The following is a 20674-nucleotide window of genomic DNA, read 5'->3' on the forward strand; positions in this document are numbered from 1 at the left end:
CTCTTCACTGGGCCGGGATTTCCCGGCCCATTTTTATTGCGCAGGTTCGTTCTGCTTTCAAAATCAACGCGGCGGGATCGCATAGGTCAGGCTGGCGCGCGCTACTGGCTTGTCCGACCCTTCGGAATAGATCAGCACGTCTGTCACCGACAGTTGCTTACCCAGTTTCAGCAGCTTGGCGTGGGCGATCAGGTTCACATCGGCCAATGGTTTGCGCATGAAATCAATCGAGCAATTGGTCGTCACCGCCAGCGCCTTTGGCCCGATCATCGCCAGTGTCACCAGATAAGCGGCGACATCAGCCAGCGCAAACATTGACGGGCCGGACACGGTGCCGCCGGGGCGAAGATGGCGATGGCTGGTCAGCAGGCGCATCGTAATCGCCCCCTCTTCGACGTGATCAATGGCAAAATCATCCGCCACCTGATCAAACACGTCGCGCATGAACACCGTCAGCGCATCCGCGTCCATTACCAAAGCCATACTTGTTCTCCCCTCAGACACTTGTCTAAAGTTGGCGTGATCAAAGGCGGAGGGCAAGGTGGCAATACTTGACGTTACGACACAAGGGGCCGTTGCACGGCTAACCCTGAACGCACCCGAGCGGCTGAATGCGCTATCAGACGAGATGCTGGCTGCTTTGCAAACTGCTTTGGATGGTTTTGCAAATGATCGGCAAACTCGGGTGATCATCCTATCGGGCGCGGGCAAGGCGTTTTGCGCCGGGCATGATCTGCGTCAGATGACTGAAATGCGCAACGGTAATGACGGCGGCGCTGCGGCCTTCAAAGATTTGTTTGATCGCTGCACCGCCGTGATGGCGCGCATCCAGTCCATGCCACAGGTGGTGATTGCCCAAGTTCATGGCATTGCCACGGCGGCAGGATGCCAATTGGTGGCCACCTGCGATCTGGCGGTGGCGGCAGAGGGCACGCGTTTTGGCGTGAATGGTGTCAATATCGGGCTGTTCTGCTCGACCCCCATGGTCGCGCTGTCGCGCAATGTCCCGCGCAAGCAGGCGTTTGAAATGCTGACGACAGGCGATTTCATTCCGGCAGACCGCGCCGCGGAACTGGGGCTGATTAACCGGGTTGTGCCGGCGGATGACCTCAGCGCTGAAACCACCACGCTGGCGGCAAAGATCGCGGCAAAGCTTGGCGTTGCCGTCGCCTTTGGCAAAGCTGCGTTTTATGAACAGTTGCAGATGACCACGGCGCAGGCCTACGCCTTTACCGGCGACGTGATGGTGCAGAATATGTTGCACGACGACACCGCCGAGGGCATCGCCGCATTTCTGGAAAAGCGCGATCCAGACTGGCAACAATGATTGTTTCCAAAAAAAGCACCAACTGTTGAAATCTTTGTGCTGGCAAATCTGACCAAATTGGGGCAATGATATGGCAAGGCACAGCGCCTTGATGATTTTGGGTCGCCGCCGGCGGAAGGTCCCTCCAGGTCAGCCTCTCACTGACCGACCATTCCCGCAGCGGCGACCCCAAAACCCTCCACCCGTATGACGAGCGACCAAGAGATGCCTTTCGGCTGTTGCCTGTTGCGCGCGTGGTCACCCTGCCCTACATCGCGCATATGACAAAAGAATTGCACATCATCGGCGGCGGAATGGCCGGATCAGAAGCGGCCTGGCAGGCGGCACATGCGGGCGTTCAGGTGGTGATCCACGAAATGCGCCCCAAGGTTGGCACTTTTGCCCACCAGACCGGTCTTTTGGGTGAAATGGTCTGCTCCAACTCTTTCCGATCAGACGATGACGAACAAAACGCCGTGGGCCTGCTGCATTGGGAAATGCGCGCCGCGAACGGGCTGATTATGGCCTGCGCCGACAAGAATCGCCTGCCCGCGGGCGGCGCACTGGCGGTTGACCGTGATCCATTTGCGCAGACAGTAACCGACACGCTGCTGGCGCATCCCAATATCACGGTCGAGTATGGCGAAATCACCGAATTGCCCACCGACGGGCAGTGGATCATCGCCACCGGCCCGCTGACCTCTGGCGCGTTGGCCGAGGCGATTGCCGCCGAAACCGGAGCCGAAGCGCTGGCGTTTTTCGACGCCATTGCGCCGATCGTATATTTCGACAGTATCGACATGTCGAAGGCCTGGATGCAGTCGCGCTATGACAAGGGCGAAACCGAGGAAGAGCGTACTGCCTATCTCAACTGCCCCATGGACAAGCAGCAGTATGAGGATTTCATTGACGCGCTGCTCGCCGCTGAAAAGACCGAGTTCCGCGAGGGCGAAACCGCTGGGTATTTCGACGGTTGCCTGCCGATCGAGGTCATGGCCGAGCGCGGGCGCGAGACACTGCGGTTTGGCCCGATGAAGCCTGTGGGCCTGACCGATCCGCATCAACCCGACGTCAAGGCCTATGCCGTCGTCCAACTGCGCCGCGACAACAAACTGGGCACGCTTTATAACATCGTCGGCTTTCAAACCAAGATGAAGTACGGCGCGCAAGCAGATGTTTTCAAAAGAATTCCCGGTCTTGAAAATGCCAGCTTTGCGCGGCTTGGCGGTATCCACCGCAACTCCTTCATTAACTCCCCCACGTTGCTCGACGACCAGATGCGCCTCCGCTCGCGCCCCAATATTCGTTTTGCCGGGCAGATCACAGGTGTTGAGGGCTATGTTGAAAGCGCTGCGATGGGCCTGCTTGCGGGCCGTATGGCGGCTGCTGAAATCAATGGGGGCAGCCTGCCCACGCCGCCCGACAGTACCGCCATGGGCGCGCTGATCACCCACATCACCGGCGGTGCCGACGCCAAGACCTTTCAGCCGATGAACGTGAATTTTGGCTTGTTCCCCCCTGTCGAGGGCCTGAAATCGGGTCGTCGTGGTCGCAAGGATCGCTACAAGGCCTATACCGACCGCGCCAAGGCCGACTGGCAGTCCTGGCTGGGCGCTGACGCTGTTCAGAATAGTTAACACTAGACGTCTTCAGCGATCATTCGTAGCGTTGGGGGATGACGGAAAAATATCTGGATAAGGTCTATGGCGCGCGGGATGCCACGCAAACCCGCCAACTTTATGATGACTGGGCCGCAAGTTACGAGACCGAGGTCGGCGCGCAGGGATATGCAACACCCGGTCGCGCGGCGGCGGCGCTGGCCAAGTTTATGACCGACCCAACTCAACCAATCCTGGATTTTGGCTGCGGCACCGGGCTGTCCGGCCTGGCGCTGCGGCTGGCGGGGTTCACGACGATTGATGGCGTTGATCTGTCTGCCGACATGCTCGCGCAGGCGCGCGGCAAAGATGTTTACCGCGCGCTCACTCAGATCGAAGCGGACGCCCCTTTGCTGCATCAACCCGGCGATTACGCTGCTATTTCCGCAATCGGCGTTATCGGCCCCGGCGCTGCCCCGATCACTGTCTTTGACAGTTTGATGCACGGGCTGGACAGCGGCGGCATGCTGGTGTTTTCCTTTAATGATCACGCACTCGCGGACCGAAGCAACGAAGCCCGCTTGTGCGAGTGGACCGACTGCGGTGCCGCGCGTCTGCTTTTCCGCGAACATGGCGATCACTTGCCAGGATTAGACATGAAGTCCACCGTGTATGTGGTTGAAAAGATTTGAAGTTCGTAACAAGATTTGCGCCATCTCCAACGGGGCCGCTGCACCTTGGTCATGCGCACTCTGCCCTGTTGGCCCATGATGCGGCCCGCGTCGCGGGTGGCACATTTCTGCTGCGGATCGAAGACATCGACCAAAGCCGTGCGCGGCCGGAATGGGAAGCGCAGATTTATAACGACCTTGCCTGGCTCGGGATCACTTGGCCGACCCCGGTCATGCGCCAGTCTGACCGTCTGCCCATCTACCGCCGCGCGCTGGATCAGCTATGGGCGCGCGGTTTGCTATATGCCTGTACCTGCAACCGCCGCGACATTGCTGCGGCTGTCAGCGCCCCGCAAGAAGGCGGCGCGGCTGTTCTTGGCCCGGATGGCATCGTATATCCGGGAACGTGCCGTCTGGCCGATCATCCAGCAGCGGCGGGCGCGCTTCGGCTTGATATGTCTAAGGCATTGAAAACTATCGGAAACCTCGACATTCAATTCACCGAAATTGGGACCGGACCGGACGGCGAAACCGGGCTGATTTCGGTCACGCCCGACACGATGATCGCCGCCGTTGGCGACGTGGTGCTGGCGCGGCGCGATATGGGCACGTCGTATCATTTGTCCGTGGTGCTTGATGATGCCGCGCAGGAAATCACGCATGTGATGCGCGGTCAGGACCTCTTTGAAGCCACTTGCATCCATGTGCTGTTGCAGCGCCTGCTCGATCTGCCGACTCCGGTCTATCATCATCACAGGTTGATCCGCGATGTGCAGGGCAAGCGATTGGCCAAACGCGACGACGCCCGCGCCCTTGAACGCTATCGCCGTGACGGCTTGTCGCCTGAGGATATCGCAGCAATGTTAGCATCTTAGGCGACACTGTTGACGTGCCTTAGTCGCTGTTCTGCCAACCTGAATCGGACAACATCACTCAGGATCGCCCAAAATGATGAGCCCGCAAAACGTGGATCAAGGCATCGGCTTGGTCAGTTCCACCTCGATGCCGCCGCGCACGGCGGTGTAAAAACAGCTGCGCCGCCCGGTGTGGCAGGCAGGCCCGGTTTGGCGCAGCAGCACCAGCAGGCAATCGCGGTCGCAGTCGAGCCGCATCTCGACCAGATCCTGCACGTGGCCGCTGGTGGCGCCCTTGACCCAGAATTCCTGCCGCGAGCGGCTCCAATAGGTCACGCGACCTGTGGCCAGAGTGCGCGCAATGCTCTCCGCGTTCATCCAAGCCAGCATCAGCACCTCATGGCTGTCGGCGTCCTGTGCGATGGCGGGAATAAGCCCCGCGTCATTGAATTGAAGACTTGCAGGATCGAACATCGTCAGGCACCTCGTGGAAAAGTTTTGCATCTGCGGTAGCGGCGCTTATGTAGTCATTTAGCGCAGGAAGGAACAGCCATGTCGGACGAGACGGACCTGATTAAACTTTATTCCGCCCGTATTCTGGCCTTGGCCGCGGATATTCCGCATCTGGGGCATCTGGATGCGCCCGACGCCAGCGTCAAGCGGCGCTCGCCATTGTGCGGCTCGACTGTGACGGTGGATGTGCAGGTTGATGGCGATGTATTGCGCGCGATGAAACAGGACGTGAAGGCCTGTGCGCTGGGTCAGGCCGCCGCGGCGGTTGTCGGTGCCGCAGCCCCCGGCACTCGACTGTCGCAGATCGTCGCGGCGCGTGATCAGTTGCGCGCCATGCTCAAGGGCCAAGGCCCGGTGCCTGATGCGCCCTTTGACGGGTTCGAGGTGCTAACCCCCGCCGTCGCCTATAAAAATCGCCACGCCTCAATCATGCTGAGCCTTGAGGCGCTGACCGACGCGATGCAACAGGCGCAGAACTCGGCAAATATTGGCGAATTGTAAGTTAATTTCACGTCGCGGTCACAAACGATCTCTCTGCCCTACTGAAAACCGCGTGAAAACACGTCGGTCCGGTTGACCCGTCGTTACCGATCAATGCCCGGCATAAAAAAACGCCGCCCATCCAATGGGATGTGCGGCGTCAGTTAAGGCGTTACTCATGTGGGACCCGGTTTTCCCCCTCAAAGTGCCGACAGGGACAGGCAAGTCAGTCGGCTGCACCAAATTGGGACGGGTGCGGGGAGAAAAGCGGCATGAGAGCGCAGGCAGAAATCAAACAAGATTGGGCAGATGCAACCCAACGACCAACATCACTATCAGCGCCGCGGCACCGGCGGCATCCTGCAACAACGTGTCTTGCGACCGGGTTGCGATGGATTTGAGCGTCTTGAGCGTGGTCATTGGCTATCTCCTCATCCTTGTTGCCTCTTTGTTCTCATTTCCTTAACGGGTTGTAAAGAACTTTTTGAGAACATTTGCGAACAAAAGGAACAGAAAGGTTTTAACCTACTGAAATTAAACGGATTGCCTCATCCTGCCGCATGAGCCACAGCAACACCCGCGCGGCCTGCCCGCGGGGGGACGTCAGACCGGGATCATCGTGCAGAAGTTTACGTGCGTCGGATTGCGCCACCGCCATCAGCCCGGCCTGCCGTTCCAGATCAGCGATGCGGAAGCGGGGCACGCCGGATTGCGCGGTACCGATCAAATCTCCAGTGCCTCGCATTGCCAGATCGGTCTCGGCAATGACAAAACCATCTTCGGTCTCGCGCAGCACCTCAAGACGCTTGCGGCCCGTTTCGCTCAACGGCGATTGATACATCAGCAGACAGGTCGACGCACCCTGCCCGCGCCCGACCCGTCCGCGCAATTGATGAAGTTGCGCGAGGCCAAATATTTCCGCCCGCTCCACCACCATGATCGTGGCATTGGGGACGTCGACGCCGACCTCGATGACCGTTGTGGCCACCAACACCTGCGTTTCGCCCGCTTGGAACGCCCGCATCGCCGCATCTTTGTCGGCGGGCGGCATCTGGCCATGCACCAGCCCCACGATCCCTTCGCCCAAAGTCGCCCGGAGGCGTTTGAACCGTTCTTCAGCCGCGATCAGATCGCTGACCTCGCTTTCTTCCACCAGCGGGCAGACCCAATAGCACTGGCGCCCCTCGTCGATGGCCTTGCGCAGCCGTGCGATCACCTCGTCGATGCGCCCTGTGCTGACCAGCGCGGTCTGGATCGGTTGCCGTCCGGGTGGTTTTTCATCCAGCACAGACACATCCATATCGCCATATTGCGCCAGCGCCAGACTGCGCGGGATCGGCGTCGCGGTCATCACCAACACATCGGCCTGCCGCCCCTTCTGCCCCAGTTCCAGCCGCTGGCGCACGCCAAAGCGGTGCTGTTCATCTACCACCGCCAGACGCAGATCGGCAAAGCTGACGTCGGCCTGAAACACGGCATGGGTGCCGACCAATATCTGAATATCGCCACGGGCCAGCGCTTCCAGCTTGGCACGTCGCTCGGCGCCCTTGTCGCGCCCGGTCAAAAGCTCCAGCACCACGCCGGCGTGTTCGGCCAGGGGTCGCAGCCCCATCAGATGCTGGCGCGCCAGAATTTCGGTGGGGGCCATCAGCACACCTTGCCCGCCCGCCTCGACCGCGCGGAGCAGCGCCATAAAGGCGACCAGCGTCTTGCCGGCCCCCACGTCGCCCTGCAACAAACGATTCATCCGCGTCGATTGCGCCATGTCGGCAGTGATTTCACCGATGGCCCGCGTCTGTGCGCCGGTGGGCGCGTAGGGCAATGATTTCAGCACCTTATCCTGCAACCGGCCATCACCAATGCTTTCGCGGCCCTTCTTGCGCCGTGCATTTTGCCGGGCCAACGCCAGCGTGATCTGATGCGCCAGCAGCTCATCATAGGCCAGCCTCTCGCGGGCCGGCGCGGTGGCTGTCAGATCTGTGGTGTTCTGCGGATCATGCGCCGCTGCCGCCGCTGCGGCGAAATCCGGCCATCCGGCATGGGCCACCTGCCCCGGATCGCACCATTCGGCCAATTCCGGCACCCGGCGCAGGGCTGCGCGGGTGGCTTTGTACATCAGTTTTTGCGTGATCCCTGCGGTCAGCGGATAAACAGGCTCAAACGTCGGAATCTCGTCGGCCTCGTCCTCTGGCACTGCAAAATCTGGGTGTACCATCTGGGCTACCCCGTCAAACAGCTCCACCCGGCCGGACACAATCCGTCGGCTGTCGGGCGGGAGTTGCCGCAGCCAGAAATCACCGCGGGCATGGAAAAACACGAGTTGAAAACTGGTTTTGGCGTCTTGGACCTGGATACGGTAGGCACCGCCACGGTTTTTCGCAGCCCGGTGCGCGCCCACAGTCACAGCTACTGTCACGGTCGCAGGCAGAACTGCGTCTTTTACACTTTCTTGTATCCGCCGGTCGATGCCAGCGTAGGGCAAGGTAAACACCAGGTCGCGCGGCGCCTGAATACCCATCTGACCCAGTAATTGCGCGGTCTTGGGCCCCACGCCTTCCAGCGTTTCCAGCCCGGCGAACAGCGGAAACAATGGTTCGGGGCGGCCCTTCATGTGCCCTCGATCAGGGCGAGCCAGCCGTCTTCGTCCAACGTGTGTATACCCAATTCCGCCGCCTTCTTCGCCTTGGACCCAGCCCCCGGCCCCGCGACCAGAATGTCGGTCTTGGCGCTGACCGAACCAGAAACCTTGGCCCCCAACCTCTCGGCGCGCGCCTTGGCCTCGGCGCGGCTCATCTTTTCCAGCGTCCCGGTAAAGACCACTGTCTTGCCCGCGACGGGGCTGCGAGACGTATCGGGTCGCTCTGCCGGGACCACCTGTAGATGGGCCACCAGCCGGTCGATAGAGGCGCGTTCACGGTCCTGCGCAAAGGCGCTGACAAGCGAGCCTGCCATCACCGCGCCAACACCGTCCACTCCAATCAGATCCTCCCACGCCGGGCCGGACAGATCGCGCGCGGCGGCCATCGCGCCCTCGAAACTGTTCCAATCGCCATAATGCAGCGCGATCAGGTTCGACGCTGCTTCGCCCAGATGCCGGATGCCCAGCGAAAACAGCAGCCGCGCCATCGGGATCGTGCGCTTGTCCTCAATCGCCTGAAATAGGTTGTCTGCTGATTTTTCGCCCCATCCCTCGCGGTTCTTGAGCTGCTGCATCCCACTGCCAAAGCGGTCATTGAGGGTAAAAATATCAGCCGGTTCAGCGATCCAGCCGTCGTGGTAGAACTGCTCGACCTGTTTTGCCCCCAGACCTTCGATGTCAAATGCGCCGCGGGCCACAAAATGTTTCAACTTTTCCACAGCCTGCGCCGGGCATATCAACCCGCCAGAGCAGCGGCGCACCGCATCGCCCGTTTCCCTGATCGCGTCAGATCCGCACTCAGGACAAATCGTGGGAAATTCATAGGGCGCTGCATCTTCGGGCCGCCTGTCGAGGTCCACATCAGCCACCTTGGGTATCACATCGCCAGCGCGATAGATCTGCACCCAATCACCGATGCGAATGTCCTTGCCGCCACGTATTTCACTGCCCTTGCTGTCCAGCCCCTTGATGTAATCTTCGTTGTGCAACGTGGCGTTCGACACAACGACCCCGCCAACTGTCACTGGCCGCAAGCGCGCCACCGGTGACAGTGCACCGGTGCGACCGACCTGGATGTCGATGGCTTCCAGTTCGGTCCAGGCCAGTTCCGCCGGGAATTTATGTGCCACCGCCCAGCGTGGCGTGGTCGACCGAAATCCAAGACGGTCTTGCAGCCCAAGATCGTTAACCTTGTAGACCACGCCGTCGATGTCATAGCCCAGCGTCGCGCGCTGCGCCTCGATCTGCGCGTAATGTGCAATCATCTCGGTCGGGCCATGGCAAAGCGCGGTCAGCGGGTTTGTCGCAAAGCCGAGTTCGGCCAACCCTTCAATAGCGCCCTTTTGCGTGTCAGCCAGCGGAGCCGACAGCGCCCCCCAGGCATAGGCAAAAAACCGCAGCGGTCGGGATTTGGTGATGCTGGCGTCTAGCTGCCGCAGCGATCCGGCTGCGGCGTTGCGCGGATTGGCAAACGTCTTGCCCCCGTTTTCCGTCTGGCGCGCATTCAGGGCCGCGAAATCCGCATGGCTCATATAGACTTCGCCGCGCACCTCCATCAGGTCCGGCGCGTTGGCGATCTTGTGTGGGATGTCGGCGATGGTGCGGGCATTGGCAGTGACGTTTTCGCCCACCGCGCCATCACCGCGCGTTGCGGCCTGTACCAGCACACCTTGTTCATATCGCAAGGACAGCGACAGCCCGTCAATTTTTGGCTCGGCGGTATAGGCCAGCGCTTCATCCGGCGCGATCCCAAGATACTTGCGAACACGGGCGTCAAATTCAGTGACCTCATCGGCCTCAAAGGCATTGGAAAGCGACAGCATCGCAACTGCATGGGTGACCTTGCCAAACCCGTCGGCCACGGGCGCACCAATCTGATCGCTGGGGCTGTCGCTGCGTTTCAGGACCGGAAACCGCGCCTCGATCGTTACATTACGTTGCTTCAGCCGGTCATAATCCGCATCCGAAAGCTGCGGCGCATCTTTGCGATGGTAGTCCTCATTGGCCTCTGCCAGCACTTTGGCCAGTCGTTCTAATTCGGCCTTGGCCTGCGCTTCGCTCAGCGCGTCCACTTCTATTTGGGATGTCAAAACCTGCCCCCGCACCTGTCATCTTTGGTTCTAGATAGGTGGCGTTGCTGGGCAGGTCTAGCGATTTCAGCCCTGTTTCAGGCGCTGGCGGCCAACTGTGCCGGTTCGGGGTCGCGCAGGACATAACCCCGGCCCCAGACCGTTTCAATATAGTTATCGCCGCCCGTGGCCTGGCTCAGCTTCTTGCGCAGCTTGCAGATGAACACGTCGATAATCTTGAGTTCGGGTTCGTCCATGCCGCCGTACAGGTGATTCAGAAACATCTCCTTGGTCAGGGTCGTGCCCTTACGCAAGCTGAGCAGTTCGAGCATCTGGTATTCCTTGCCGGTCAGATGGACCGGATTATTGTCGACGCTAACCGTCTTGGCATCAAGATTGACCGCAATCTGCCCGGTTTCGATGACCGATTGTGAATGGCCCTTTGACCGCCGGATGATCGCATGGATGCGTGCCACCAGTTCCTCGCGGTGGAACGGTTTGGTCAGGTAATCATCGGCGCCAAAACCAAATCCCTTGATCTTGTTCTCCGTATCATCGGCACCTGACAAGATCAGGATCGGCGTGTCGATCCGGCTTAGCCGCAATTGGCGCAACACTTCGTGTCCGTTCATATCCGGCAGCCCGAGATCGAGCAGGATCAGATCATAATCATAGAGTTTGGCAAGATCGATACCCTCCTCGCCCAGATCGGTTGCATACACGTTCAGATTGGCGTGCGTAAGCATCAACTCAATACTGCGGGAGGTGGTGGGGTCATCTTCGACTAGCAATACACGCATTCATTGTCTCCGCATCAAGGTGGCATTGGAATGGATCGTGAACAAAAAAGGTTAACCACCCGTTACCGCTGATGGAGATGTTAACTTAACAACCTAAAGTTGTCTATATTTTTGCAATGCAGTTGCTTTTAGCGCCGATTCACCGTGTTCTGTGACCGCGCGCACCCATTCGAAAAACTCATCCTCGCTGATGTCATAGCGTTCCAACGCATCGGACTGGCTGATCAGGCCGTAAACCACCCCCCGCACAACCGCGGCTTTGCGCGAGGCAACCCAGCGTCTGATCCCCGCATCCGGCAGATCGCCCCGCGACATAACGCTGCCATCTGCCAGCGTGACAGACCTTGGGCCGTCGACTTTTTTAAGGTACATCACATCATCCGCCATTGCTTTGAGGCCAAAATGCCCCCATCTGCCTTAACGTGAGGTGAAGCGTGCCCTTGTGAGTATGTAGGATTTTCCTATATTCCCCCACAAACTAAGGAGTATCCCATGGCCCTCGACCAGACCCCCCCGCTCAATTCATTGGGCTTTGCCAAGGCCCCTGCCGATACGCGGGTGGTCGTTGCGATGTCGGGCGGTGTCGACAGTTCGGTGGTTGCCGCGATGCTGGCCGAAGAAGGGTACGACGTGATCGGTGTCACCCTACAGCTTTATGATCATGGGGCGGCGCTGGCCAAAAAAGGCGCCTGCTGTGCCGGGGTCGATATTCAGGATGCCCGCCGCGTTGCTGAATCCATGGGTTTTCCGCATTACGTGCTGGATTATGAAAATGTCTTTAAGGACGCGGTGATCGACGAATTTGCCGACAGCTATCTGGGTGGGGCCACACCCGTGCCCTGCATCCGCTGCAACGAACGGGTCAAGTTCAAGGACCTGCTGGAAACCGCCCGCGACCTTGAGGCCGATTGCATGGCGACCGGGCATTACATCCAGCGCAAGGTGGGCGTCGAGGGGCCGGAACTGCACGCCGCCGCCGATGGCAGTCGCGATCAAAGCTATTTTCTGTTCTCCACCACCCCAGAGCAACTCTCGTACCTGCGCTTTCCGCTGGGCCACCTGCCCAGCAAGGATGACACCCGCGCCCTGGCAGCCAAATACGGGCTCAGCGTGGCTGACAAGCCCGACAGCCAGGACATTTGTTTTGTCCCCAATGGCGACTACGCCGCAGTGATCCGAAAACTGCGACCCGAAGCGGCCGATCCGGGCAATATCGTCGATCTGGGCGGCAATGTGCTGGCCCAGCACGAAGGTGTCATTCACTACACCATCGGGCAACGGCGCGGGCTTGGCATCGGCGGACTGGCCGACCCGCTGTATGTGGTGAAACTGGATGCCGACCGCAAAGAAGTGGTGGTAGGCCCGAAATCCATGCTCGCCACCCGCAAGATTCCGGTGCGCGAAATCAACTGGCTGGGCGATATACCAATGACAGACCGCGCCGAATGGCCGATCGCAGTGCGCGTGCGCTCAACACGTCCCCCGCGCGACGCGATTCTACGCCCCATCAGCGCCACCGAAGCCGAAGTCGAACTGCTGACACCCGAAGAAGGCGTCAGCCCCGGCCAGGCCTGCGTGTTCTACGACCCCGACAGCACCCGCATCTTTGGCGGCGGCTGGATTCACCGCGGCTGAACCTGCGGTTTGTACTTCTCTTTTTGGTCTTAAATATTCCCGGGGAGTTTGAGGGGCAGCGCCCCTCATCCTGCGCTAGAGCCGGTCCATCACTGCCCGCGCGGCCCGCAGGCCCGGTGCCTCACCGCCCTTGCCCAACCGCTCCATCGTCAGCGCCATGGCATCATGCTGCGCACGCGGCGCCTGCAATACCCTCAGCACGGCCTCGGATATTGGGCCGGGGCGGCAGTTGGCGCCGATAAACTCTGGCACCACGCGGGTTTCCGACACCAGATTGACCAGCGTCACCGTATCAACCTTCAGCATCCGACCGATGATCTGCCGGCTAAGCCAGCTCATGTCATAGGCGATGACCATGGGTGTGTCCGCAGCGGCCAGTTCCAGCGACACGGTGCCGGACGCCGCCAGTGCCACATCCGCCGCACGAAAGGCCGCGCGTTTTTCTGCGTCAAAGGCCACTGGGTCTGCGTCGCGCGGGTCAAGGATCAGCGGATTGCCTTCCCAATTGCGGGTTGCCTGTCTGACCAACTGCGCCACCGGGGCCGCTGCGGGCAGCACAATCCGCAGCTCGGGCTGGGCGGCAACCAGTCGTGCCATGACCTGCTGAAACACCGGCGCCAGACGCGTCACCTCGCCGCGCCGCGATCCAGGCAGGACCAGCAGCAATGGCGCATCGCCCAAGCGGTGCTGCGCGCGAAAGGCAGCGGCGTCGTCCTCGGTTGCCTGTGTTTCTGCGACAACCGGATGACCGACAAAATCACAGGCCATGCCGGCCGCCGTCATATAGGGCGGCTCGAACGGGAACAGCGCCAGCACGTGATCAACCCAGCGCGCCATTTTTTCCGCGCGTCCAGGCCGCCAGGCCCAGACCGTCGGCGCCACATAATGCACGGTGCGAATGTCGGATTTTTCCTTGACCCGCCGCGCCACGCGCAGCGAAAAATCGGGGCTGTCGATGGTGATCAGTACGTCTGGTACAGTGTCGAGCACCGCTGCGGCGGTCTCGTTGATGCGGGCCATCAGGGCGCGGTACTTTGGCAGGATCTCGGCCAACCCCATTACGCTCAACTCATCCATATCAAAGCGGCTTTGCAGCCCTTCGGCCATCATCTGCGGCCCGCCAACGCCGTCGAAGGTCACGTCCGGGCACAGCGTCTTGAGCCCTGCCATCAGCGCACCGCCCAGCCGGTCACCCGAAGGTTCCCCGGCAAGGATAAAGACCCTCACGCTTCGCCCCCGCGCCGCGACCACAGCACAAGTTCCAACTCATCCGCCAGCGCCACGCAGCGTTCCACATCGAGAATGATGACATCGCCCGCGTCCACGACCACCCCCGCCAACCCGGCAGCATGGGCGGCGCGCAGGGTGTCGGGCCCAATCGTGGGCAGGTCAATTTCGCGGATCTGGCCGGCCTTGGGCCCTTTGCACAGGATCGCGCGCATGTCGCGCGCAGCAGCAGGCAGGCTGGCCAGCAGATGGTCCGTGCCACCGATGGTTTCGACCCCCAGCACCTGACCTGCCCCGATCACACAGGCCTGCCCGATGTCCAGCGGCGCAAGGCCCGCCAGCACCGCCTCGCCGCGTGCCGCATCGCCGCGCATCTGGGCGTCGGGCCAGCGGTCCGACAGCACGCCGGGCGGCGCCACCAGATCAGGCACCAGTTCATCTGCCCCCAGCACGGCAAAGCCGGTCTGCTCGAATATATCCTTGATCACCTGCAATGCGCCATTGTCGCCCGCCGCCAGTGCCTCTTGGAACATCGGCACGAGAGGCGCGGTTTCAGCGTCCAGCAGGCTTGGGTCCAGCGCAGGCCGGTCGATCGCGCCACAAAAACACACCTCGCGCACACCACGCTGGCCTAATTCAACCAACAAGGTGCCAAGTGTCTCAAGCCGGAACGTCAGGTCTGCCGACAGCCCATTCGGCGCACAGCCCTCGTAGACGCAGATCAGCGGTGGATTTTGTTGCGCCGCCGCAACCCGGCCCGGCAAATCGCCGCGCCCAGCGATCAGCGCCAGCGTCATTTCGGGGTCAGGAAATGGCGGCCCGTATCGGCCATGACAAAATCAACAATCTGGCGCACATAATCACTTTGGGTCTCTTCGCCCAATTTGTGCGCCCGGTCGTAAAACGTGCCCTCGCCCTGCGCCAGCATTTGAAACGCCGCACGCAAGGCCGTGATATCGGCCCGCGCCACGCCTGCGCGTTTCAGCCCCACAAGGTTCAACCCATCCAGATCACCACGCGGCGCCTGCACCAGACCATAGGGAATCACATCGTTCGTCACCATCGTGACGGCGCCGATAATGGCGCCTTGTCCGATCCGCACAAATTGATGAATCCCCGACAGACCGCCGATGATCACATCATCCTCAAGCACACAATGCCCGGCCACGGCTGCCGAATTGACCACAATCACCCGGTTGCCGATGATGGCATCATGGGCAATGTGACAACCGGCCATGAACAGCCCGTCATCCCCGACACGCGTCACGCCGCCACCGCCCTCGGTGCCACAGTTCATCGTGACATGTTCGCGGATGCGGTTACGCTCGCCGATCACCAGACGGCTGGCCTCGCCCTTGAATTTCAAATCCTGCGGAATCTCGCCAATCACGGCAAAGGAAAAGATCACCGTGCCCGCGCCGACCTCGGTCTGGCCAGTGATCACCACATGTGATTTCACCACCACATCGGCATGCAACACCACCTGTGATCCGATCACGCAAAACGGGCCGACCTGCGCCGACGGGTCGATTTGCGCCCCGTCCTCGATCACCGCTGAGGGATGGATATTGCTCATGCGGCGTCCTTTGGCAGGTCCAGCATCGCCATAAACTCGGCCTCGGCGGCCATTTCGCCGTCCACCGTGGCGACCCCGCCAAATTTCCAGATTTTTGCGCCGGGTTTGCCGCGCAACGTCTTAAGATCCATGCGCAGCACATCGCCGGGGCCAACTTTGCGGCGGAACTTACAGTTGTCGATAGACATAAAGTAAATCAACATGTTGCGGTCCATCATCTCCAACGCGGCCCCCACCATCACACCCGCCGTCTGCGCCATCGCCTCGACGATGGTCACACCGGGCATAATTGGCGTGCCGGGGAAATGGCCCTGAAAATGTGGTTCGTTCATGGTGACATTCTTGTAGCCCACAGCGGACTGCGTGCCGTCAATCTCTTCGACCTTGTCGACCAGCAAAAACGGATAGCGATGCGGCAGGATGCGCTGGATCATCTGGATGTCGGCGCGCAGCAAGTCTTGGGTCATTGAATGTCCTTTGTCCTCAGGGGCATGTGAATGGCTATCAATTCAGCGCCGTGGGGGCAAGTACGCCAAAGGGCGCGTCAGGGTTTAACGACGCCTTCGCCGCTGCCCAATGTCTCGTCTAGCCGGACAATGGCATCATCGGTCACCTCCACCGCTGAGGAAGACACAAAGACCGACCGGCGCTCAAGAATAACCGCCGCCCCGCTGTCACGCATCAGGCGTTCCAGTACCGGCGCCGCTGCCTTGAGAAAAATGTCCCGCTCGTCGTCCAGCAATTCGTTCAGCGCGCGCCCCTTGGCGGCCTGTTCGCTGCGAGTCTGCTGCACCTTTTTGTCAAAGGCATCGGCCAGAACGCGGAAACTGGCAGGCTTCATCGCCGCCCGTTTTTTGGTCAATGCGCGTTCTTCATTTTCCAGATCGGCCTCGATCTTGCGGTTCTCGGCGGCAAGTTTTGCACTCTGTGCCTCGACTTCGGCAGCCACACGGCGGCCAAAGGCGCTTTCACGAAAGACACGTTCGGAATCAATGGTCAGAACCGGGCTGATTACGGCCGTCCGGTCTGTTGTTCCCGTTGGTGCCTGCTGTGCAGCGACGGGTGCCGCCCCGGTCAGGGCCATCACACAGGTGGCAATGACGAGGGCGGCACGCATCCGATCAGAACCGGGTGCGCAATGTGATCTCGAAGGATTGTTCCTTGTCGTAGGTTTCCTTGCGCAGCGCCTCAGAGACGTTGAACTGCAACGGACCAACCGGGGTTTCCCAGAAGATAGACAGACCGATCACGTGACGGAACGACCCGTTTTCGCCGACGATCGTGCCACCTGTCGTGTTTACGTCACTCAGATCCCACAGGTTCCCCACGTCATAGAACACGCCACCGGTGATGCCATATTCTTCTGGCAGGCCCAGCGGGAATTCCGCCTCGAACCGTGCCGCAACATAAAGGTTCCCGCCCAGCGGATCATCTGCCGTGCCGGATTGGTCGCGCGGCCCGATGCCACCCGGCTCAAAGCCGCGCAGGATTGACGGGCCAAGCACAAAGCGGTCAACCACGCGGTTGGTGCCACTGCTCCAGGCCAATGCGCCACCTTCGAGCGTGGCGCGCAGGGTCACTTCTTCGTTCAGGATACGCTTTTCGCCCGTCACCTTTGCGGTGGTCTTGATGTACTTGCTGTCACCACCAAGGCCGGCAAAGTCCTGGCCAAACTGGAACAACACACCCGACGTCGGGTCCAGACCGGTGGTGCGGGTATCATAGCTGTACTCATAACCGATGGACGAGCTGGCCTGCGGACCTGCGGCAATCTCCGACCCGATCACGACGCCATGTGTTGGCGTATCCCGCGCCAGCATCTCGATATTTTCGTAAGTATAGCGCAGCTGCATCCGACCGTTTTCGCTGACCGGGAAGGTCAGACTAGGCTGAAACACCGCCCGATTGGTGTCGTAGGTAGAAAAGGACGAATTCGTCTCGGCATAATCCAGCTTGAGCCCAAAGGCCACGTCGCGGCCCAACAGGCGCGGCTCGACAAAGTTCAGCCCATAGCGTGTGGCATCTTCTGCGGTCGAAATCGACAGCGACAGCTTCTGACCACGCCCGAGGAAGTTCTCTTCCTGAAAACTCACGGCCACACCGATCCCGTCGTTGTTGGAATAGGAGCCACCAAAGTTGAGCGAGCCTGTCGGCTTTTCGGTCACGTCCACATCGACGACAACCTGTTCGCCGCTTGACCCTTCACGGGCGTTGACTTCGGCCGTCTCAAAATAGCCCAGGGCGCGAATGCGTTCGGCGGCCTGGCGAATTTCACGCGGGTTGAACGGGTCGCCTTCAACACTGTCAAACTCGCGCCGGATTACCTGATCCTGCGTGGTAGTGTTGCCCTCGATGTCGATCCGTTCGACAAAAACGCGCGAACCGCGGCTTAGCTTGTAGGTGACGTTAAGGGATAGATCACGGTCATTACGGTCGATCACCGGCTCAACCCGCAGGAAATCAACGCCATCGCGGATTGCCTGGCGTTCAAGACGCGCGATATCAGCCTCAACCAGCGTCGGTGAATAGATCACACCGGGACGCACCTTGATGATCTTGCGATAGGCTGCGGCATCGACGCCCGGGATATCAACCTCAAGGTTGACCGCCCCGAATTTGAATTGCTGCCCCTCGGTGATGTTATAGGCGACGAAAAAGCCATCGCGCTCTTCGGTCAACTCGGCGTTGACCGCAGACGTGCGCATATCGACATACCCGCGAGACAGGTAGAAATCGCGCAGCATCTGCTTGTCGGCCTCAACACGGCCCTCGACGAAGGTGTCGCGCTTGACCAGACGGCGGAAAAGGCCAGCCTGCTTGGTACCCAGGACACGGCGCAGGCGACGGTCAGAATATTTGCGGTTGCCGACAAAGCTCAACCGTTCGATTTCGACGTTATCACCTTCAAAGATTTCAAACACCAGATCGACCCGGTTCTGGTCGCGGCGGATGATGCGCGGCTGCACACGGGCCGACAGGCGGCCTTCGTTGCTATAGGCCTCGGCAATGGCGGCGGCATCGGCTTCGGCTTGGGTTGGGTTGAACACCCGCCGTTCGGTCGACTTCACCAGCGCAGTCAGCGCCTCGTCCTTGATGCGCTTGTTGCCCTCAAAGGTGATGCGGTTCAATGTCGGCAGTTCGACCACGTCGATCACAAGCGTCCCGCCCTGCGGCTGAATGGACACGCTTTCAAAAAGACCGGAGTTTTGCAGGTTCTGATATGCGTCGTTCAACTGGCCGCCGCTGACCGCCTGACCGCGTGCGATTCCTGCCCGTGACAGGATGGCACTGTCGCCAATCCGTTCGTTGCCGTTGATCACAACGCTGTTAAAGCGATACTCCTGCGCCACCGCTTCACTGCCCGGCACCAGCCAAGCCACTGACAACATGACAGAAAGTGAACCAGCCCGCAGGGCCGTGGTGAATGTATCGCGCTTTGCCTGCTCGGAAGGCTGCGCGCCCTCGTTCCTCAGTCCCATGGTTCTAACCCAATCTTAAGACATCATTGACGTCCTGAGTACGCAGGTTGGTCTGATTTGTCAAAAGCAACAGGATCAAAAAAGCACTACATCATGCAGTGACCCAAAAGATTTCGACATCATGGTGTGTGAAAAGCAACGCAGCGCGGCGCCAACCTGTCAGAGTGATCCGACAAATGCGCCGGCGGCAAGCGCCACGGCGATGGTTGCGACATATAGCGCGCGATCCCAGTTGAGGTCCATCAACAGGCTCAGGCCGCGGTATGATCTTTGAATCGCTTGCATGATCTTATCCTCAGATAGGTAAGACTATGGTTATCAGCGCATTGCGGCATGATTTTGACCAAATGTGGCAATTTGAGGGCATCGCCCTGCCCGGCGGCCCATTTCCCGATTTGTTGGACCTGAAATACCCTCGGGCGGCGGCGCGTCACGCGCCGGGGGGCTGGCCCCCGGCACCACCTGCGTCCATCACGGACAGAACAGATCATTCCCCAGCGCAAAGACCATCAGCATCAACACCAGCGTGATGCCGATGCTCATCAGCACGCGAAGCGCGCCATCGCTTGGCGGTTTGCCGGCCACGGCTTCATAGGCGTAAAACACCAGGTGCCCGCCGTCCAACGCCGGGATCGGAAAGAGGTTAAGCAGGCCAACAGCGGTGGACAGCACCGCGATAAAATAGATGAACGACTGCGCGCCCTGGCTTGCCATGGCACCCGAGGTCTGTGCGATGCCGACCGGACCGCTTAGGTTACAGGTGCTGATGTTGCCAATGATCATCTGCTTCAGGCCGGAAATCGACCCGGTGATGATGCGCCAAGTATTCGCCCCCGCCCCGGTCAGCGCCTCACCCAGACCCGGAGCTTCGGTGGCGGGCTCGAACGCCATACCGCCAACGATCCCGATGCGCAGGTTCTGCACAAAACTGCCATCTGCCTGCGGCTCGTCCGTGGCCTTGGGGATCATGGTGAATTCCAGGGTTTCGCCGCTGCGCCAGACGGTCAGCAACAGCGCCGCGCCATTTGAGGATTCAACCGCCTCTTTCAGCTGGTCAAAGTCAAAGATCGGCGTGCCGTCAACGGCGGTGATCACGTCACCGCCCTGAAGACCGGCATCATGTGCCGCCGATTGCGGCATCACGCTGCTGACCAGCGGCGGTAGCAGATAGGGCCCGCGAACGGTTACATCCGCCCCATCGCGCTGGACATCATAGGAAAGCTCTGGCGCGCGTGGCAGCGCGTCCATAAAGGCACCATAGGCCCCAGCGTCTTCCAGCGACGGCACCGGCACACCTTCGACAGCGCGCAGCACATCGCCCGACTGCAACTCAGACCCCTGTCCCGGCAGAGCACGCATCTGCCCCACAGTCAGCGGATCACGGGCCGTGCCAGATGTCATCGCCACGGCAAAGAAAATTAGGATCGACAGCGCAAAGTTGAACACCGGCCCCGCAGCCACGGTCAGCGCCCGAGCCCAAAGCGGGGCGCCGTGCATGGTGTGGCGCAAAGCGGCAGGATTATCGGCTGCGGCTTCCATTGCCGCCACATCCTTGCCCGACGCGGCGTTGGCATCGCCTGCGAATTTTACATAACCGCCAAAGGGCAAGGCCGCGACCTGCCAGCGCGTGCCACGCTTATCATGGCGCGCCCACAGCACCGGGCCAAAGCCAAGGCTGAACACATCCGCCTTGATCCCGGTCCAGCGGCCCACGATGTAATGCCCGTATTCATGTATTGCGACGATCACCGACAACGCGACAACAAAGGCCAGCAACATCCAAATCACGCCGCCAAATTGCGGCAGAAGTCCCATAATGTCCAAAACG

Annotated in this window: 21 protein-coding genes; 6 read left to right on the forward strand and 15 right to left on the reverse strand. The window is 60.3% G+C overall.

From position 1 onward, the window contains the following. Positions 1 to 63: 63 nt before the first annotated feature. On the reverse strand, positions 64 to 483 hold the full coding sequence (locus AC1965_RS08930) for a PaaI family thioesterase (protein WP_483886920.1): 420 nt from the start codon (positions 481 to 483) through the stop codon (positions 64 to 66). 58 nt (positions 484 to 541) lie between these two features. On the opposite strand from AC1965_RS08930, the gene AC1965_RS08935 reads away from it, so the two are divergent. From AC1965_RS08935 to gluQRS, 4 genes are all read left to right on the forward strand, one after another. Continuing rightward, positions 542 to 1327 carry an enoyl-CoA hydratase gene (locus AC1965_RS08935; RefSeq protein ID WP_483886921.1) on the forward strand — a complete coding sequence of 262 codons (786 nt, stop codon included), beginning with the start codon at positions 542 to 544 and terminating at the stop codon, positions 1325 to 1327. A gap of 260 nt (positions 1328 to 1587) precedes the next feature. Beyond that, the gene (gene trmFO, locus AC1965_RS08940) at positions 1588 to 2943 is read left to right on the forward strand and encodes a methylenetetrahydrofolate--tRNA-(uracil(54)-C(5))-methyltransferase (FADH(2)-oxidizing) TrmFO (RefSeq protein WP_483886922.1); all 1356 of its coding nucleotides are present in this window, start codon (positions 1588 to 1590) and stop codon (positions 2941 to 2943) included. A 38-nt stretch (positions 2944 to 2981) separates the two neighbouring features. After that, complete coding sequence (locus AC1965_RS08945) at positions 2982 to 3596, forward strand: class I SAM-dependent DNA methyltransferase (RefSeq protein WP_483886923.1); 615 nt, start codon at positions 2982 to 2984, stop codon at positions 3594 to 3596. Next, on the forward strand, positions 3593 to 4450 hold the full coding sequence (gene gluQRS / locus AC1965_RS08950) for a tRNA glutamyl-Q(34) synthetase GluQRS (protein WP_483886924.1): 858 nt from the start codon (positions 3593 to 3595) through the stop codon (positions 4448 to 4450). The genes AC1965_RS08945 and gluQRS overlap by 4 nt, the downstream gene beginning before the upstream one ends. A 96-nt stretch (positions 4451 to 4546) precedes the next feature. On the opposite strand, the gene hisI is transcribed toward gluQRS, so the two are convergent. Next, positions 4547 to 4903 carry a phosphoribosyl-AMP cyclohydrolase gene (hisI, locus tag AC1965_RS08955; protein ID WP_483886925.1) on the reverse strand — a complete coding sequence of 119 codons (357 nt, stop codon included), beginning with the start codon at positions 4901 to 4903 and terminating at the stop codon, positions 4547 to 4549. A 78-nt stretch (positions 4904 to 4981) separates the two neighbouring features. On the opposite strand from hisI, the gene AC1965_RS08960 reads away from it, so the two are divergent. Then, the gene (locus AC1965_RS08960; RefSeq protein WP_483886926.1) at positions 4982 to 5443 is read left to right on the forward strand and encodes an iron-sulfur cluster assembly scaffold protein; all 462 of its coding nucleotides are present in this window, start codon (positions 4982 to 4984) and stop codon (positions 5441 to 5443) included. A gap of 270 nt (positions 5444 to 5713) precedes the next feature. On the opposite strand, the gene AC1965_RS08965 is transcribed toward AC1965_RS08960, so the two are convergent. From AC1965_RS08965 to sciP, 5 genes are all read right to left on the reverse strand, one after another. Beyond that, a complete protein-coding gene (locus tag AC1965_RS08965; protein WP_483886927.1) occupies positions 5714 to 5842 on the reverse strand; it encodes a hypothetical protein in 129 nt (42 codons plus the stop codon). Positions 5843 to 5942: 100 nt separating this feature from the next. Further along, entirely contained in the window at positions 5943 to 8033 is a 2091-nt protein-coding gene (recG, locus tag AC1965_RS08970; protein ID WP_483886928.1) for an ATP-dependent DNA helicase RecG, read from the reverse strand. Next, a complete protein-coding gene (ligA, locus tag AC1965_RS08975; protein WP_483886929.1) occupies positions 8030 to 10150 on the reverse strand; it encodes an NAD-dependent DNA ligase LigA in 2121 nt (706 codons plus the stop codon). The genes recG and ligA overlap by 4 nt, the downstream gene beginning before the upstream one ends. 77 nt (positions 10151 to 10227) lie before the next feature. Next, positions 10228 to 10929: a response regulator transcription factor CtrA gene (gene ctrA / locus AC1965_RS08980; protein WP_483886930.1), complete on the reverse strand. Its 702-nt coding sequence runs from the start codon at positions 10927 to 10929 to the stop codon at positions 10228 to 10230. Positions 10930 to 11022: 93 nt separating this feature from the next. Then, complete coding sequence (sciP, locus tag AC1965_RS08985; RefSeq protein WP_483886931.1) at positions 11023 to 11301, reverse strand: CtrA inhibitor SciP; 279 nt, start codon at positions 11299 to 11301, stop codon at positions 11023 to 11025. Between the two features lie 120 nt (positions 11302 to 11421). On the opposite strand from sciP, the gene mnmA reads away from it, so the two are divergent. Continuing rightward, a complete protein-coding gene (gene mnmA, locus AC1965_RS08990; RefSeq protein ID WP_483886932.1) occupies positions 11422 to 12564 on the forward strand; it encodes a tRNA 2-thiouridine(34) synthase MnmA in 1143 nt (380 codons plus the stop codon). 75 nt (positions 12565 to 12639) lie between these two features. Here mnmA and lpxB read toward each other — a convergent pair whose 3' ends face one another. The 8 genes from lpxB to rseP all read right to left on the reverse strand — a co-directional run bounded on the left by lpxB (position 12640) and on the right by rseP (position 20670). Further along, positions 12640 to 13791, reverse strand: a complete 1152-nt coding sequence (lpxB, locus tag AC1965_RS08995) for a lipid-A-disaccharide synthase (protein ID WP_483886933.1) — start codon at positions 13789 to 13791, stop codon at positions 12640 to 12642. Next, positions 13788 to 14588 carry an LpxI family protein gene (locus AC1965_RS09000; protein ID WP_483886934.1) on the reverse strand — a complete coding sequence of 267 codons (801 nt, stop codon included), beginning with the start codon at positions 14586 to 14588 and terminating at the stop codon, positions 13788 to 13790. The genes lpxB and AC1965_RS09000 overlap by 4 nt, the downstream gene beginning before the upstream one ends. After that, positions 14585 to 15367, reverse strand: coding sequence for an acyl-ACP--UDP-N-acetylglucosamine O-acyltransferase (gene lpxA / locus AC1965_RS09005; RefSeq protein WP_483886935.1), 783 nt, complete (start codon positions 15365 to 15367; stop codon positions 14585 to 14587). The genes AC1965_RS09000 and lpxA overlap by 4 nt, the downstream gene beginning before the upstream one ends. Next, the gene (gene fabZ, locus AC1965_RS09010) at positions 15364 to 15834 is read right to left on the reverse strand and encodes a 3-hydroxyacyl-ACP dehydratase FabZ (RefSeq protein ID WP_483886936.1); all 471 of its coding nucleotides are present in this window, start codon (positions 15832 to 15834) and stop codon (positions 15364 to 15366) included. Before fabZ ends, lpxA begins: the two co-directional genes overlap by 4 nt. Positions 15835 to 15911: 77 nt before the next feature. Then, on the reverse strand, positions 15912 to 16484 hold the full coding sequence (locus AC1965_RS09015) for an OmpH/Skp family outer membrane protein (protein ID WP_483886937.1): 573 nt from the start codon (positions 16482 to 16484) through the stop codon (positions 15912 to 15914). Between the two features lie 4 nt (positions 16485 to 16488). Beyond that, the gene (bamA, locus tag AC1965_RS09020) at positions 16489 to 18846 is read right to left on the reverse strand and encodes an outer membrane protein assembly factor BamA (RefSeq protein WP_483886938.1); all 2358 of its coding nucleotides are present in this window, start codon (positions 18844 to 18846) and stop codon (positions 16489 to 16491) included. A 159-nt stretch (positions 18847 to 19005) separates the two neighbouring features. Then, positions 19006 to 19131 (reverse strand): hypothetical protein, encoded by a 126-nt coding sequence (locus tag AC1965_RS09025; RefSeq protein WP_483886939.1) that lies wholly within the window; start codon positions 19129 to 19131, stop codon positions 19006 to 19008. A gap of 186 nt (positions 19132 to 19317) precedes the next feature. After that, positions 19318 to 20670, reverse strand: a complete 1353-nt coding sequence (gene rseP / locus AC1965_RS09030) for an RIP metalloprotease RseP (protein ID WP_483886940.1) — start codon at positions 20668 to 20670, stop codon at positions 19318 to 19320. Positions 20671 to 20674 lie beyond the last annotated feature (4 nt).

This window comes from Sulfitobacter sp. KMM 9851, from assembly GCF_057178245.1.